The organism is Pedobacter sp. KLB.chiD, assembly GCF_047040275.1.
Classification (GTDB): domain Bacteria; phylum Bacteroidota; class Bacteroidia; order Sphingobacteriales; family Sphingobacteriaceae; genus Pedobacter.
Window position 1 is genome coordinate 968,132 of the sequence record NZ_CP178207.1, and the last position, 15,382, is coordinate 983,513.

General features: G+C 38.3%; 14 protein-coding genes. 4 read left to right on the forward strand and 10 right to left on the reverse strand.

Annotated features, from left to right (window positions below; genetic code table 11):
• Nucleotides 1-122: 122 nt before the first annotated feature.
• The 6 genes from ACK1I8_RS04220 to ACK1I8_RS04245 all read right to left on the reverse strand — a co-directional run bounded on the left by ACK1I8_RS04220 (nt 123) and on the right by ACK1I8_RS04245 (nt 5,363).
• A complete protein-coding gene (locus tag ACK1I8_RS04220; protein WP_293788366.1) occupies nt 123-1,262 on the reverse strand; it encodes a chorismate mutase in 1,140 nt (379 codons plus the stop codon).
• Nucleotides 1,263-1,389: 127 nt separating this feature from the next.
• Nucleotides 1,390-2,223 (reverse strand): prephenate dehydratase, encoded by an 834-nt coding sequence (locus tag ACK1I8_RS04225; protein ID WP_412468095.1) that lies wholly within the window; start codon nt 2,221-2,223, stop codon nt 1,390-1,392.
• Between the two features lie 569 nt (nt 2,224-2,792).
• Nucleotides 2,793-2,984, reverse strand: a complete 192-nt coding sequence (locus ACK1I8_RS04230) for a hypothetical protein (protein ID WP_412468096.1) — start codon at nt 2,982-2,984, stop codon at nt 2,793-2,795.
• 201 nt (nt 2,985-3,185) lie between these two features.
• Entirely contained in the window at nt 3,186-4,100 is a 915-nt protein-coding gene (locus ACK1I8_RS04235) for a sterol desaturase family protein (RefSeq protein ID WP_412468097.1), read from the reverse strand.
• A gap of 1 nt (nt 4,101) precedes the next feature.
• Nucleotides 4,102-5,157, reverse strand: a complete 1,056-nt coding sequence (gene aroB, locus ACK1I8_RS04240) for a 3-dehydroquinate synthase (RefSeq protein ID WP_412468098.1) — start codon at nt 5,155-5,157, stop codon at nt 4,102-4,104.
• Complete coding sequence (locus ACK1I8_RS04245; protein WP_412468099.1) at nt 5,157-5,363, reverse strand: RNA-binding S4 domain-containing protein; 207 nt, start codon at nt 5,361-5,363, stop codon at nt 5,157-5,159. The genes aroB and ACK1I8_RS04245 overlap by 1 nt, the downstream gene beginning before the upstream one ends.
• A gap of 94 nt (nt 5,364-5,457) precedes the next feature.
• Between ACK1I8_RS04245 and ACK1I8_RS04250 the strand changes: the two genes are divergently transcribed.
• A complete protein-coding gene (locus ACK1I8_RS04250; RefSeq protein ID WP_412468100.1) occupies nt 5,458-6,642 on the forward strand; it encodes a proline dehydrogenase family protein in 1,185 nt (394 codons plus the stop codon).
• A gap of 403 nt (nt 6,643-7,045) precedes the next feature.
• On the opposite strand, the gene ACK1I8_RS04255 is transcribed toward ACK1I8_RS04250, so the two are convergent.
• From ACK1I8_RS04255 to ACK1I8_RS04265, 3 genes are all read right to left on the reverse strand, one after another.
• Entirely contained in the window at nt 7,046-7,366 is a 321-nt protein-coding gene (locus tag ACK1I8_RS04255) for an Mpo1-like protein (protein ID WP_412468101.1), read from the reverse strand.
• Nucleotides 7,367-7,374: 8 nt separating this feature from the next.
• Complete coding sequence (locus ACK1I8_RS04260) at nt 7,375-8,010, reverse strand: HAD family hydrolase (RefSeq protein WP_412468102.1); 636 nt, start codon at nt 8,008-8,010, stop codon at nt 7,375-7,377.
• 297 nt (nt 8,011-8,307) lie between these two features.
• Nucleotides 8,308-11,016 carry a PQQ-dependent sugar dehydrogenase gene (locus tag ACK1I8_RS04265; protein WP_412468103.1) on the reverse strand — a complete coding sequence of 903 codons (2,709 nt, stop codon included), beginning with the start codon at nt 11,014-11,016 and terminating at the stop codon, nt 8,308-8,310.
• 789 nt (nt 11,017-11,805) lie between these two features.
• On the opposite strand from ACK1I8_RS04265, the gene ACK1I8_RS04270 reads away from it, so the two are divergent.
• The 3 genes from ACK1I8_RS04270 (at nt 11,806) to ACK1I8_RS04280 (ending at nt 13,209) form a co-directional block, all read left to right on the forward strand.
• Nucleotides 11,806-11,994 carry a cold-shock protein gene (locus tag ACK1I8_RS04270; protein ID WP_412468104.1) on the forward strand — a complete coding sequence of 63 codons (189 nt, stop codon included), beginning with the start codon at nt 11,806-11,808 and terminating at the stop codon, nt 11,992-11,994.
• On the forward strand, nt 11,975-12,196 hold the full coding sequence (locus tag ACK1I8_RS04275; RefSeq protein WP_412468105.1) for a cold-shock protein: 222 nt from the start codon (nt 11,975-11,977) through the stop codon (nt 12,194-12,196). Before ACK1I8_RS04270 ends, ACK1I8_RS04275 begins: the two co-directional genes overlap by 20 nt.
• 230 nt (nt 12,197-12,426) lie before the next feature.
• Complete coding sequence (locus ACK1I8_RS04280) at nt 12,427-13,209, forward strand: helix-turn-helix domain-containing protein (RefSeq protein WP_412468106.1); 783 nt, start codon at nt 12,427-12,429, stop codon at nt 13,207-13,209.
• A gap of 887 nt (nt 13,210-14,096) precedes the next feature.
• Here the strand turns inward: ACK1I8_RS04280 and ACK1I8_RS04285 are convergent.
• On the reverse strand, nt 14,097-15,365 hold the full coding sequence (locus ACK1I8_RS04285) for an Hsp70 family protein (protein WP_412468107.1): 1,269 nt from the start codon (nt 15,363-15,365) through the stop codon (nt 14,097-14,099).
• Between the last annotated feature and the right edge of the window lie 17 nt (nt 15,366-15,382).

A 15,382-nucleotide genomic window follows, 5' to 3' on the forward strand; every position in this document is an offset into this window, starting at 1 on the left:
TACTTAAATGTAAGTGTCAGGTGGTTAGATCTGACACCACATCAATAAATGTTATTTGTAGAGGATTCCTTTTTAAGGTTAAGTTTCATCCTCTACCTTAAACCTGCTGGCCTTCTACCTTTTTAGGCTTTAACCTCGTTATGTTGTTCCGCAGCGATGCCTTTTTCAGCTTTACCGGCATTCATAATTTCAGTTTGCTTACGGATGGATTCTCCGTGCATTAATTCAAGGAATTTCTCTGTAAAGTTTAAGTCTAATTTCAAGGCTTTGGCAAAAGCATGGCCTTTTTTAATGATAGCATCCCAACGGTTAACCTGTAAAATCGTTACCTGGTTATCGCGCTTAAATTCACCGATTTTCTCTACAATAGCCATGCGCTCACCTAATTTCTGTAATAAGATATCATCAATTTTATCGATTGATTTACGTAATTCAGCTAATTTATCAGCAGAGGCTTCGTTTGGTACCTCAGGTTCACGTACGGTTAAACGGTCTACCAAATCAGCTAAAGCTGCTGGTGTAACTTGTTGTTTGGCATCTGTCCAGGCAACAGAAGGATCTACGTGAGATTCGATCATTAAACCTTGCATATCTAAATCCAGCGCTTTTTGAGAAACGTAAGGGATTAACTCGCGGTTACCACAGATATGGCTTGGATCGTTGATGATCGGAAGTTCAGGACATAAAGTTTTTAACTGGATAGCCATTTCCCACATTGGTTCATTACGGAAAGAACTTTTTTCGAATGACGAGAAACCACGGTGAATAGCACCGATTTTAGTAATTCCTGCACCATTGATACGCTCAATTGCGCCGATCCATAATTGTAAATCAGGGTTGACCGGATTTTTGATCAATACCGGAACATCATGACCTTTTAAAGCATCAGCAATTTCCTGCACGGTGAAAGGATTTACCGTAGAACGTGCTCCGATCCAAAGGATATCCACACCGGCTGCCAAAGCCTCTTCAACGTGTTTTGCATTTGCAACCTCTACGGCCGTAGGTAAACCCGTTTCTGCTTTGGCGCGTTTTAACCATTCTAAACCGATACTTCCGATACCTTCAAACTCTCCCGGACGGGTACGTGGTTTCCAGATACCTGCACGCAATACCGATACTTTACCGGTAGCGGCCAATAAGTGTGCTGTAGTTAATAATTGTTCTTCAGTTTCTGCACTGCAAGGACCAGAAATAATTAGTGGTTCGTTGTTTACGTTTAACCAGGTGTTTAAAGGTTGAATGTTTAAATTAAGTTTCATGATGATGGGGTTGTTTAAAGTCCAGCGTCCGTAGTCGGAAGTCCGGAGTTATATTTTAGTTATTTTATTACAAGTTTTAATGTGCTGCGATCTGTCTGCGGACTCCTGACTTCGGACTCCCGACTTGCTATACTTTATCGTTCTTCTGGTATTCTCCCAGGATATTAAAGTTCGAAGTGTATTTTAATGCCTTTCTAATGGCCTTATCATATTTTTCGGTGCTGGGCCATTCCAGATCCACGTAAAAGTAATACTCATTTCTTTTACCTAAAACCGGCATAGATTGTATTTTTGTTAAGCTTACCTCTTGTTCTGCAAATATATTTAACACAGTGGCCAATGAGCCGGCTTTGTGTCCAACCTGAAAACATATGGATGCTTTGTTTATTTTCTTGCCTTCGTCTGTTTTGTCTTTTTTCAGGATCAGGAAACGCGTGTAATTTTTTTTGTTTGATTCTACACGGCGTTCTAAAATATTCAGGTTATAAAGTTCTGCCGCTAAACTGTTTGCAATAGCCATGGTATCGGTTAATTGCTCTTCCTGAATCCGTTTAGCACAGGCAGCAGTATCATTGCTTTCAACAATTTTAATGTGTGGATAATCGTAAAAGAAATCGATACACTGGCGGATGGCAATAGGGTGAGAGGTAACCACTTTAATATCTTCAAACTTTACACCTGGTAGCGCCATTAAATGCAACTGAATAGGTAAGTAAACTTCGCCCACAACTGAAAAACCAAAATCTCTGATCAGTGTATAGTTTGGCAATAAACTGCCAGCGATAGAGTTTTCTATAGCCATTACTACGAAGTCTGCCTCGTTTTTTTCTAGTTTATCGCAGGTCTCTTTAAAAGAGTTACACTCAACAGTTTCAATATCTTTACCAAAGAATTTGTATGCGGCTTCTTCGTGGAAAGATGCTTTAATACCCTGAATTGCTACACGTTTTGTCGTTTCCATTTTTGCGTTAAAACAAAAAAGTCCCGGCTGTTTACCGGGACTTTCTTATACATTTTAATATTTTTATCTATCTTTTTGCATATTAGCCCCGGCTCTCACTAAAATAGTAAAAGTAACCAAAGTAATATGTGTTAGTATTTTGCATTTCTTTTTTTGTTGAGCCAAATGTAGTAACAAAATTTAATTTGTCAATAGGAAATTGAAAATATTTTTAATAAAATTTAGTTTTGTTAAATTTATACTGTTTTTGATATAGGTATGAACAGGTTTGAACTAACGATCTGAGGATGTTGGTAAAGCGTTCAACACACATTTACAAGCCAGCAATTGTTTTCTGTATATCTTTTTTCGTAATCGTTGCTTCTTCCGACTTGTCGTAAATATAAATCATATTGATTTCATTTTCAATTTGTAGATAATATCGTTCTCCAAATAGATACCTGTTCTCGGATTTTTGAGTAGAGTTACCCTTAAATTGAGATAAATCGTTAATTAATGATAAATGTTCCTTTTTTTAATGCTTCGCTTTTTTGTAAAACTAGGGGAAGATATAATTTTAAATTCTTCAGTCATATATCATTGAGGGATAGCGGTGCAGTTTTTCCGGCTTTAATGTCTTTAGCCTCTTTTATCCCTTGTTTTATTTTATCTAGCAAAAGTTGCTTTTTAGAAGTTTGAATTATCTTGGCATTAATTCTTTTTAATACCTCTAAAAGAAATTCAGTGTCGATATCTTTAACTTGTATGGTTAATGTGGCCATATAGTAAACTTTATACCAAAAATACGAATCATATCTAAGTATAAGAGATATTAAAAAGTTCCAAAACGGTGTCTGATGGAGCATAATCAGTGGCAAAATTAGATCGGACATATCACAAAAAAGGTCTGTGAAGACACAGACCTTGGCTCATTTTTATCCTGCAGAACTTAGCTCGCCACGGTCGTTAAGTGCTTTTATTTTTTACCGTTGCTGTTCCTCATACTTTTTCTTTTCCTCTTCACGCAATTCCTGTTGCATGATTTTGGCAATTTTTGTACTTCCATCGTGGCTCCATCCGGGTGGATTAAAAATGTATTTCACTTTATCCATAAAGGTGGGAGCCTTTTTTACGTCTGCCGTTAAAGCAATAAACTCATGGAAAATAATGTTTACAGGTCCGGTATCGGTAGGCTGGGTAGTTAAGCCATACTTAACTTTATCTTCTGGTAATTCGGCCTGGAATGTTCCAAACCATCTGTCCCAGAGGATTAATACCATGCCCATGTTTTTGTCCAGATAACGTACATTGCTGGCATGGTGTACGCGGTGATGAGATGGTGTTACAAAAATATACTCGTACCATTTCGGGAATTTGATGTTGTATTGGGTATGAACCAGGTTGCCATAAATTTGGGTAACCAGATAGGCAAAAAGAATATCAACCGCCGTAAAGCCCATAAAAGCCAGTGGCAGGTAAAAGAAAACACGGTACAATGGCTCAAAAACAGTTGAACGGAAACCAGTAGTTAAGTTAAAGTGTTCAGATGAATGGTGTGTAACATGCATGGCCCAGAAAAAGCGGACGTAATGACCCACGGTGTGCAAAAACCAGTACAAAAAGTCCTGCGCTAAAATCAGCACAATCCAATAGGCCCAAACATTGTTAATCTGGAACAAGCGGAACTGGTAGCAATAGGCCAATAAGAAAAATGTAAAGGTTTTGGTGCCTAAATTAATCACAACGGCAGCCGTCATCAGGTAGATGTTTGTCCAGGTATCGCGTTTGGTATATAATTTTCTGTCATGCTGATAGCTGAAATACATTTCAACCAGGGTTAAAACGATTACAAAGCTGAATAGTCCGATCACGGAAATATCACTTCCGGTATATTTCATTTTATAAACTGTTATAATAATCTAAACTGCTTAAAATATCGGTTGTACTTACACGGCAGTTAAACGTGCATTTACCTATGCTTTCCAAAAGAGAAAAAAGGATATTTCCATCTTCGTTCTTTTTATCACTTTTCATTAAATCCAAAAGTGTAGGGTAACTTTCTTTTTTAATGTGATATTTAGGATATAAGGATAAGATGTATCTGCTGATATCTTCCAATTCTTCTGTACTCAGTGTACTGTTATTAATTGAAAGTGCGGCCTCGCATACAAAACCAATCGCAATGGCCTCGCCATGTGTTAAGGGGTTTTCGTCGTTTGCCAGAGAATAACCTTCAATGGCATGACCGATGGTATGTCCGAAGTTTAAAATCTTGCGCAGGTTTTTCTCATGCGGATCAATGGTTACCACCTCATTTTTAATTTCGACTGAGCGGTAAATATCTTCTGCCGCTGGCGTTAAATAGTTGCCTGCCTTTAATTTCTCGTAATAAGGTTTGTCGTAAATTAAACCATGTTTAATCATTTCGGCAAAACCCGACAAAAGTTCGCGTGCGGGCAGTGTTTTTAAAAACGCAGTTTCAATAAAAACCATTTGTGGAAGGGTAAAGGTGCCTACCATGTTTTTTACGTTGTCGATATCAATTCCCGTTTTACCGCCCACTGAGGCATCAACCTGAGAAAGGAGGGTGGTAGGGATGTTAATGAAATCTATTCCGCGCTTGTAGGTAGAGGCAATAAAGCCACCCATATCAGTGATTACACCTCCGCCAAGGTTGATCATCAGGCTTTTACGGTCGGCTTCAAAATCCAGTAAAGTTTTCCAGATGCCAATGCAAAAATCGATGTTTTTATTTTCTTCACCTGCCGAAGTTTCGATCAGGTCGAATTCAGAAAAATCTAAGATGGATTGAAAAAGGGGTAAGCATATTTCACTCGTATGTTCATCAGCCAGTACAAAAACTTTGCTGTATTTGTTGCTTGCTAAAAGTGCTTTCAGAGCGTCTAAATTGCTTTCAAAATAAAGCGTATGGCCTGCGCTGGTAAGTGGTTCCATTAAATAATTTCTATTTTATTTTCGCCAAAAGTAATCATATCGCCAACTCTAACCTTATAACGTTTGCGGAATTCGACCTCACCGTTGGTTTTTACCAAACCCTCTTCAACAACGGTTTGGGCATCACCGCCACTACCAACTAATCCACTTGCTTTTAACAGTTGGATCAATGGAATAAATTCGCCCTCTAATTTAAATTGTATCATTTTGTGCAAAAATACGATTATTTAAAGGTTTTTAGTTTTAACAACCAATGCTTTTTATAATTTTGCACCAATCTGACTTATTATATCGTAACAAATGGATTTATCCACCAAGAAACTGCCAAATTTCGATAATACGGAAATTGCTTTCCGCCAAAAATCTAACCACGAGCTTAAAAAAGCATACTGGCTTTTTAAAATGATCGGAAACAATTTCCTGACCAAAGTTGGTCCGGCTATTACCAACTTCTTTTTAAATATCGGCCTGCCGATTCAGGGTGCGATCAAAGCAACCATTTTTCAGCAGTTCTGCGGCGGTGAAACCATTGCAGAATGTGACAAAGCCATTGCGCAATTGGACAAAGGTGGGGTGGGTACCATTTTAGATTATTCGGTAGAGGGGGAGGAAGAAGAGCAGGTTTTTGACGAAACCTGTGCCGAAATTATCCGTACCATTGTGCGTGCCGATGGTGATGCCAAAATTCCGATTACGGTTTTCAAAATAACAGGTATCGGCCGTTTTGCGCTATTGCAGAAACTGGATGCCAAAGAAACTTTAACTGCTGCAGAACAGGCAGAATACGAAAAAGTGAAACTGCGTTGCGAAATGATCTGTAAAACCGCTTATGATAGAGGTGTGCCCATCATGATTGATGCAGAAGAAACCTGGATCCAGGATACTATTGATGAACTGGCGTTGGATATGATGCGTAAATTTAACCGCGAGCGCATTATTGTGTACAACACTTACCAGATGTATCGTCATGATAAATTGGCCGATATGAAAGCCGATCATTTAATTGCCAAAGCGGATGGTTTTATTCTGGGCGTAAAAATGGTGCGTGGTGCTTACATGGAAAAGGAGCGTAAGCGCGCTGCAGAAATGGGATACCCTTCACCAATTCAGCCTGATAAAGCAGCCTCAGACCACGATTATAACGAATCGTTACGTTATTGTGTTGATCATATTGATGATATTGCCATTGTTGCCGGAACGCATAATGAAGATAGCAGCCGTTTATTAACTTACCTTTTGGAGGAAAAAAATATCACGCACAATCATCCTCATATATACTTTGCCCAATTGTTAGGGATGAGCGATAATTTAAGTTTTAATCTGGCTGATTCGAATTATAATGTAGCAAAATATGTTCCTTACGGACCGATCAAAGCGGTAATGCCTTATTTATTCAGAAGGGCGCAGGAAAATACTTCAGTGGCCGGGCAAACAGGCCGTGAGTTAGGTTTGATTGAAAGAGAATTGAAAAGAAGGAGACTGTAGTTCAGTTTTCAGTTAGCTGTATTCAGTTGGCGGTTTTCAGTTTTTGACGGTAAGAAGTACTGTGAATTGAAAATTGCCAACTGTTTCTATGATTCCGTCATACTGAACTTCCGCCCGGCCGGTCGGACGGGTGTTTCAGTATCTATTAAATCTATTAAGTTAAAAGACCCTGAAATAAATTACCTTCGGTGAGCTCGCTCAGGCTCGGTTCAGGGTGACGACCCCTTGCGTTAATCACTTGTTTTTTTGGAAATGAGCGTGCCGTAGTTCTTCGGGAGGTGCAGCCTCGCTTTCCGCTGTATCTTTTGGCTGCCCTTCGTCTACGTTTAGGGTGACAGCCAAAAAGGATGCCGCTTCAATCGAGTTTAGATTGAAAGGACAATGCGCTGAAAATATCTCCAAATTAATTCTTCACGACAAAAGATTGTTTGCCCGTTAGCAAATCATAAAATAGAATAAAATCACCCGCAAGACTATAAACCGGATACTGAAAAGTTGCAGGTTTGTTTTTCTCAAAAAAGAAATGTCCAATCCAGGCAAATCCATAACCCAGTACAGGTATGGCCAAAAAGAAATGCCAATTGTGAAAAAGAAATCCGGTAAAGAAAGCCAGGCAAACTAAACCGGTACCGATAAAATGCAAAACACGCGAGGTAGTATTGCGATGTTCTGATAGATAAAACGGGTAGAACTCTTTAAGCGACTTAAATTTTTTATCTGACATCTACTTATTTATAAAATTCCGTTTGCTTTTAAAAATGAGCCCAGTTTTGCTGGTTTTTCAGTCATTAATAATGCGTTTAATCCTACTTTTCTGGCACCTTCGATATGCTGTGGGCTATCATCAATAAACAGGGTTTCGGCCGGATTGAGGTCATTTTCTTTTAAAACCTGTTCAAAAATATTGGTATTGGGTTTACGCAGTTTCATGTGCTGAGAGAAATAGGCTTTCTCAAAATAAGCATCATAATTATTAATCTGGAAAGTGGTTTTCAGATAGTTGATAATCCAATCGTAGTGGATTTCGTTGTTGTTGCTCAATAGGAAAGTACGGTATTTTTCTTTTACTTTCAGTAGTAAATCGTGGTTTTCTTGTATGGTACCAATTAACAGGCTGTTCCATGCCTCGTCAATCTGCTGGTCGGTTAATGCCGGATTGCCTGCTGCATTTCTAATTCCTGTTCTAAACTGGGCCGGAGAAATGGCACCGGTTTCAAAATCATCAAATAATTGGTTGTGCGCTTTGTGCGCAAAAAAGTTTTCGATATCTGTAATGCCCAATTTTTGAAAGGAAGCCTGGGCAATGCTGAAATCGATATCAAATATTACATTCCCGTAATCGAAAATAATGTTTTTAATGTTTTGCATGTAGCTATCCTGATTTGCTGCAAAGATATAGATGATGGATCTTAAATCATGTTTTTTTATCAAATGATGTTAACAACAAGCTCAGATTCACTTTTAAATGATAAGTTGTGCTCGTCGAAACAGCTGATAAGGTGTTTAAAAGCTTCTCTCACAGGCCAGCATTAGGCATACTCCGATAGAACGGTCGTCATTCCCGCGCAGGCGGGAATCTTAACACGTGCAAATAACCTTATTGTGCATGGAGATTCCCACCCTATAGCTATCGGGTGGGAATGACGAAAAATTTTATCTCCAGGCCTATTTAGGCTCTACCGTAACCGACTGGATTATGGTCCGGTTCTTTTTACCGCCCGTTTTTAATGTTTTAAATACAAAATAGATATCATGAGATTTTCCGTCTGAAATCATTTGGATCGGTACACTTTTTCTAAAATTAGATTTCCCGATCATGATTCCTTTACTATCGTCCAATCTGATTTCAATTTCTCCTTCCGAATCAGGATCAAGGTTCAGGAATGAATAGCTAAAACCTGAAATGCCGGTTAAATCGACATTTTTAATAGCTATCCAACCATTAGCCCTGGTGAGAACGAGTTTTTCGCCGCCATAAATATCTTTACGTTCAAAACCTTCAAAGTTTTTAATGTCGTCTGCATCAATGATATTGCTTTTGAGGTTGATCACTTTTGTTGTGGTTAAAGGTTTTAAACCTGCACCACCGGCATCGGTATAGGTTGCTTTTAAAGTAAATACCGTTTTCTTTTTATCTTTAGCTGCTGTAGGAACAATTTTTCCTGAAGTTGGTAATGAGGCTTTAACGGCTTCTTTGTTGCTTAAAGACATAATCCACTCTGTAATTTTTTTCACTTCAGCTTCTTTCATGGCTGGGTGTGCAGGCATTGGTACTTCTCCCCACACGCCGTGGCTGCCACCAATTACTTTTGAAGCCAGGTAATCAACGGCTTTATTGTCGTTTTTATATTTTGCTGCAATTTTGTTAAAAGCAGGGCCGATAGAAACAGCTGATTCTTTATGGCAGGTACTGCAATCCGATTTCAGCATCAGTGATTTGCCGATTAGTGTTTGTGCGGCCTGTTGGTGTCCTAATTCTGCCCCAGCTAAATCAATTCCTTCGGTATAGGTGTTTGAGATATAAATACGGTCAGTATTTACCTTCGCACCTTTATCACTTACTAAAACTTTATAATCAATGGTTTTATCGGGAAAATAAAAGCTCTTGTTTCCAGCCAGGTTAATGGTTACAGTTGGATGTTCGTTGCCTGCATAAACAGTTATCACCTGGCTTTTTGCCGAAGCTTTACTGTTGTCTATCACGGTAACACTTACAGGATATTCGCCTTTTTTAGTAAAAGTATAAGTTACTGTTGGCGTATTGGTGGTTTTGGTTATTCCCTTTCCGAAGTTCCATACATATTTTAAGGGATCGCCATCAGGATCTTTAGCCGTAACAGTTGCTGTCATTTTATAAGGTAATAAACCACTGGGTTTGGCAATACTAAGGCGTTCAATAGCCGGTGGACGGTTGCCTTTCAGGTAATCAATTCTGGTAATTGCAGCATCAGGGTTTTTGGAAAACCAGCCTTTGCCATACTCCAAAATATATAATTTTCCATCAGGCCCCAACTCCATATCAATAGGTGCGGCTAAAGAAACATTAGACATCAACGGCTCCATACTCAGGTAATCGCCCTGTGCATTCATGGTTACCGCTTTAACCCATCCACGTACCCATTCGTAAATAATCAGCTTTCCATTATAATAAGTTGGGTAAGGTGAGTTGGCGTTGGCATAATATACCGGACCAGCCATTGCAGTACGGCCACCTGCACCCACCTGCGGAAACTCTTTGGATTCGCCATAAGGATACCAGATATAGGCTGGTTGAGCAGGCGGAAGTTGTTCCAGACCCGTATTGTTTGGCGAGTTATTTATCGGCGATGCAGGATCGAATGCATTCCCGTTTGCTCCATTGGTATAATCATAAGCCCGATATGGATAGTTGTTGCCTATAAATAGGGGCCAGCCAAAATTACCTGCTTTACGTGCCTGGTTTACCTCATCGTAACCCCTTGGCCCCCTAAGCGGATCATCGTTGGTGGCATCGGGGCCAACCTCGCCCCAGTACAAAAAGTTGGTTTTCTGATCAACAGAAATGCGGTAAGGATTTCTGTTGCCCATTACATAAATCTCGGGTCTGGTTTTTGGATTGTCTTTAGGGAAAAGGTTACCATCAGGAATACTATAGGTTCCATCTTCATTTACTTTAATCCTCAATATTTTGCCCCTTAAATCGTTGGTATTACCTGCCGATCTTCTGGAGTCGTATTGTTCAAATCCTTTCCTGTTATCAAGGGGGGCATAACCTTTATTTACATATTGCTGTTTTGGTGCATCAAATGGGGTAGAGTTATCACCTGTTGATACGTAAAGCAGGTTGTCTGATCCAAAGGCAATAGAGCCGCCGGTATGACAGCATATTTCGCGTTGAGAATAGAATTCCAGCACAATTTTTTCTGATTCTTTAACGATCTGATCGTTAACCAACTTAAATCTCGACAGACGGTTTACAGATTTGTCAAATGGACTATAAAAAAGATAAATGTATTGATTTACCGCAAATTTTGGGTCTGCAGCCATACCCAATAAACCTTCCTCTGCATTTACATTTGGGGTATTGGTTTTGAAATAGACATCGAGCTTGCCAGCTTCTTTTATTTTTTTGGTCTGGTTTTTATAAATCAATACCTCACCTCTGCGCTGGGCAACTAAAATATCCAGATTGGGAAGTATTGTCATTTCGGTAGGTTCTGTAAACTCGCCCTGCGCCAGGGTAACTTTCACAAAGCGATCCTGGTCTGGTGTATCTATATGCTGTTTAGGAAAGAAATCGAAAGTCTTGTTCTGGTAAACGTTTTTGTTTAATGTTGTTGCCGATATAAAAATAAGTGCAATAGCAGATATTAAGAAGGTAAATGTTGTTTTCATCTATTTGGTTAAAGGATTTTCAATAAATATAGGATATAGTTTTATAGCCTAACGTATTGTATCAAAATTTATGCGAAAGGTATTAATATAGATATGGATAAATAACTTGATGATCGATATAGTTATCGCTGTTTGAAAACTAAAAGTCTATTGATTATCAGTTTATTCCATCTCATGATTTCTTAAAAGCTGCAGGAAGAATCCGCTAAATTTAAAAATCGAACAACCAAAGGTTGTTTTTTGAGTTTATTTTATGTCAGTCTATTGTCATTGTAATTTAAATCTGTAAATTACGGTATGAACGATAAAGTTAATTTTATTCTTGGGGTAGTTTTCCTCTTAGGTGGTTTTAGTGTTTTCTTTGTGATTTTTAGTGGTAAAAAGAGTTAGTCGATTCTAAAGAAAAATTGGAGCATATTATTGCTCCTTTTGGCAGTTCGCTAAATTCCATATCCAAATAGAATTGATCTTATTTTCTGGCATTATCAATAAGGTAAAATGCGGAATTGCTGAATTATGCCGAATTGAATGCAGACAATATTTTGATGTGCCAATAGATGTTTCGACATTGGTTAATATGCTTATTTATCAGTTTAATTCCACTAAGCTTCTGCTAATTATTTTTCGAAGGGAATTTTATATGTCTTTTTATTCGTTCGCATCATAAAGGCTGATCACTAAATCATCACCATTCATAGCCTGATCTATTGATCAGTTACGAAAATCTATTTAATCACCAAAACTTTTAGGCATTTTGTATGTTTATGGAATAAAATTCCAAATAAAAAAATGCAGGGAACAGTTAAATTTTACAATGAATCTAAAGGTTTTGGTTTCATTACAACGGAGAGCGGAGAAGAAGTTTTTGTTCATGCTACCGGCTTAACCGATAAAATAAGTCAGCATGATCGGGTAGAATTTGAGGTAGCGCAGGGGAAAAAAGGTCTTAATGCGGTTTATGTTAAAAAGATTCAATAATTCGATGAGATTAGGTACTGTAAAATTTTATAACCAGGAAGAAGGGATTGGGAGTATCATACCATCAAATGGAGGGAGAGAAGTGAGTGTTTTTGCCCATGGTGTAATTGACGCCATAAAAACCAGTAACATTGTTCAGTTTGATATTGAATTTACACCACATGGTATTGAGGCCACTAAGGTAACTGTGCTATCTGCATAACAGGAATTAAAATATTTTTGAAAGCAATTGTTGCTAATAACAACAAAATTTAAAAGTTAATCATTTTTTGGACTGAAAAGAATTAAGCAGGACGGTCTAAACTACTTAATGAACGGATTTACTTTACCGCTATTGCATCAAGATTGATACCTGATTATCATAATTTATTTTAACAACCTGTAACCAAAGTGAATAAATTTGGTCTTATGGTTGTTTATCCTTAAAACTTTATGATACAGCTGGAGCCAATTAGCGGTTTTTTTCACAAAGAGCGTGCACTACAGGCCACATACCCTATGCGCATGCTGATTGTATGTGAGGGAAAAGGTTTTTTACGCATGAATTCAGGCGATTATTCTCTTGTAAAAGGTCGGATTTTTTTTATTCCTGAAGAAGGTCTTGTTAGGCTTGATGGAGAAATCACTTTAGGCTATTGGCTGAGTTTTAGTAGTTTATTGTATGCGGAGTTTTTACAGCAGCACTTAGATCCGCAAGCTAAAAATCTGTTTTTAAATTTATCTTTCAGGGATCTTGACCCACAAAATTCAGTTAAAACGTATGGTTTACTCGATCAGCTAAGAAAGGAAATTGATCATAAAAGGGATATGCCCTTTTTAGCTCAATATTTATCATTATTTTTGGGCTTTACAGCTGGCCTGGATGGCTATCTTGCTGCTTTAACTTTAGATGATTTACAGCACGTACTGAGATTCAGGGCAATTTTAGAACAATTTTACAAGCAGGAAAGATCCATTCAGTTTTATGCCGAAGGCATGGGAATGAGTCCTGGCAAGTTAAATAAATTTTTAGATCGGGTGCTTGGAAAAAGTTTCGCTGTGCTCATTAAAGACCGCATTATGCGCGAAGCTGAAGAATTATTGCTTCATAGTGATTATACCATTGATGAAATAGCCGAATTATTGGGTTTTGGACAAACAACTTCCTTTAACACCAGTTTTAAACGGTATAAAGGCATGTCGGTACTTCAGTTTTCCCGTTCAAGCCTTAATTGAAATCAAAAATTGGTGCGTCTGCCAAGAAACGTTCATCAGTTTGATTTGATCTCTTCTAGAAAACAGGTATTCCACACCTCACCACATTAATTGTTCCTCGCCTAACGCGTAAAGTTTTGCTTACTGTTCCTATTTTTTCAGCCGCACCAATTATGTTTGCTAAATTATAAAATCTATCGATAAAGAAAAAGAAATATTCCTAAATCTGTTACATAGTTGTATTTTAGTGTTTACATCCGCTGCTGAGCTGTGTTATGAGGGAAAAACAACAAATTTAGTCATCCGCAGTCCGTTAAAAAAATCGTTCAGGTTGAGGAAGTCGAAATATTCCGGAAAGTGTACAACTATAGATTCTTAAGTGAAATTTGTTTGATGAAGTAGCTCAACTCATAGAGGCTGAAAGAACTGAACCCTGTTTAATCCATATTTTAAACTATTTTTAGGAAACGCAAGGTTAATACAAAGTGCTGAATTTCTTTCCGTTTTCTGTTTAGACGCTTTGCTGCCTCTTAACTCATCGCTGCTGGTAAATGCCGCATTCGCCCAACTGCAACGGGCAGGGGGCTAAATGGCATTTGCAGCTTTTCATTCTTTGGGTTGTATATGCACTTCCACCTGTGCCTAAACCTGATTGAAGCGAACACGGAGTGCAACGGAGTAAAGCGCAAAGCAGGGCTGGAAATGCCAAGAACTACTGAATGCTCATTTCCTGAAAATATTTATACATGGAGTGCACGGTCTTTACAAAATACTACTTTTCTTCCTGTCTTCCGATTACACATTTTCGCAAAATTCAGGATCTCTCTATATAAAAAAATCTTTTAGGTCTGCCATCATATAAATCGATTCTGCTGCTGTTGATTCCATGCAGTAGCCTTTACTTTTTATTAGTTTTCAAACAGATAGCCGCTGTAGGCCAGTCCTTTGGCTACACTTTTAAAATTATCGCCGGAGTTCAACGGAATGTGCGGAAATTTCGATTTAAACAAGTGTTGCACGGCAGATACCATTGATGTACCTCCGGTTAAAAACAAACAGTCAATATCTGTCGGGCTGATTTTGTATGTTTCCATAAAACGGTCCAGATAGGTATCTATTTTATTAATGTCTTTTTCGATGATGGAATTGTACTGTTGGAGCGAAATATTTTCATCAATCTCGATTTCCATATTGTGATAGGCGAATGTAGACTCCGGTTGATCAGAGAGCTCAATCTTGGTTTTTTCTATGGATCTGAACAAGGAATAACCCAGGTTATTTTCGATCAGGGTAATCAGGTTTTTGAATTTCGGATCGTTTCCAGAGTAATAATAATATTCTTCTATTTCTTTTTGAATTTTCAGACCGTTAAAGAAATTCATTTTATCCCAGGTACAGATGTTTGCAAAAAGCGATTTTGGCACATTTAACACCTTGCCAGGTGTGGCCTCGTACAAGGTATTTTTCCCAAAATAAGGTGTGCCTCTGTCCCACATAAATGCTGAATCAAGACTATCGCCACCGATATAGATGCCACCAGAGGCAATCATGTCGTTTTTACGGTCTTTGTTGCCAACCTTGTCCGGATCGAGGATCAAATAGGTGAAATCTGTTGTTCCTCCGCCCAGATCGGCTACCAAAACACGCTCTTTTTGGGTAATGGTTTTTTCGTAGGCAAAAGCTGCTCCAATAGGTTCAAACTGAAAACGGACATCGGTAAAGCCAGCACTTTCTGCTGCTTTTTTTAACCTGGTTTGTGCCAGGGTATCTTTCATCGTATTGTCATCATCAAAAAAAACCGGACGACCTATGACGGCCTTGTTACATTCTTTACCAATAATCTGGTCGGCCTTGCTTTTTAAATCTTTAAGGATTAAAGTGACCAGGTCAGAAGCGGTATATCTTTTATTATGGATCCGGGTTTCTGTAAAAGTGGTTCTGGACAGTATCTGTTTGATGGATTTAATGAAACGGCCTTTCATGCCGTCGCTTAAATAGGCAGCTATTGCTTTTTCGCCAACGATATGACTTTCGCCATCAACAAGACTTTTTACTTCAGTAAAGTAAATTAACGACGGTATAGAAATGGTGTCTACAATTTCCTTCTTTTCTTCATCATAAATGGAAAGTGCCGAATTGGTCGTGCCAAAATCGATTCCGTATAAAAACTTACTCATGGTTTATTATGCTGTGG

Excerpts from the sequence above, each read along its gene's own strand:
- ACK1I8_RS04220 (WP_293788366.1), bottom strand. The coding sequence starts at position 1,262 with ATGAAACTTAATTTAAACATTCAACCTTTAAACACCTGGTTAAACGTA.
- ACK1I8_RS04225 (WP_412468095.1), bottom strand. The coding sequence starts at position 2,223 with ATGGAAACGACAAAACGTGTAGCAATTCAGGGTATTAAAGCATCTTTC.
- ACK1I8_RS04230 (WP_412468096.1), bottom strand. The coding sequence starts at position 2,984 with ATGGCCACATTAACCATACAAGTTAAAGATATCGACACTGAATTTCTT.
- ACK1I8_RS04235 (WP_412468097.1), bottom strand. The coding sequence starts at position 4,100 with ATGAAATATACCGGAAGTGATATTTCCGTGATCGGACTATTCAGCTTT.
- aroB (WP_412468098.1), bottom strand. The coding sequence starts at position 5,157 with ATGGAACCACTTACCAGCGCAGGCCATACGCTTTATTTTGAAAGCAAT.
- ACK1I8_RS04245 (WP_412468099.1), bottom strand. The coding sequence starts at position 5,363 with ATGATACAATTTAAATTAGAGGGCGAATTTATTCCATTGATCCAACTG.
- ACK1I8_RS04250 (WP_412468100.1), top strand. The coding sequence starts at position 5,458 with ATGGATTTATCCACCAAGAAACTGCCAAATTTCGATAATACGGAAATT.
- ACK1I8_RS04255 (WP_412468101.1), bottom strand. The coding sequence starts at position 7,366 with ATGTCAGATAAAAAATTTAAGTCGCTTAAAGAGTTCTACCCGTTTTAT.
- ACK1I8_RS04260 (WP_412468102.1), bottom strand. The coding sequence starts at position 8,010 with ATGCAAAACATTAAAAACATTATTTTCGATTACGGGAATGTAATATTT.
- ACK1I8_RS04265 (WP_412468103.1), bottom strand. The coding sequence starts at position 11,016 with ATGAAAACAACATTTACCTTCTTAATATCTGCTATTGCACTTATTTTT.
- ACK1I8_RS04270 (WP_412468104.1), top strand. The coding sequence starts at position 11,806 with ATGCAGGGAACAGTTAAATTTTACAATGAATCTAAAGGTTTTGGTTTC.
- ACK1I8_RS04275 (WP_412468105.1), top strand. The coding sequence starts at position 11,975 with ATGTTAAAAAGATTCAATAATTCGATGAGATTAGGTACTGTAAAATTT.
- ACK1I8_RS04280 (WP_412468106.1), top strand. The coding sequence starts at position 12,427 with ATGATACAGCTGGAGCCAATTAGCGGTTTTTTTCACAAAGAGCGTGCA.
- ACK1I8_RS04285 (WP_412468107.1), bottom strand. The coding sequence starts at position 15,365 with ATGAGTAAGTTTTTATACGGAATCGATTTTGGCACGACCAATTCGGCA.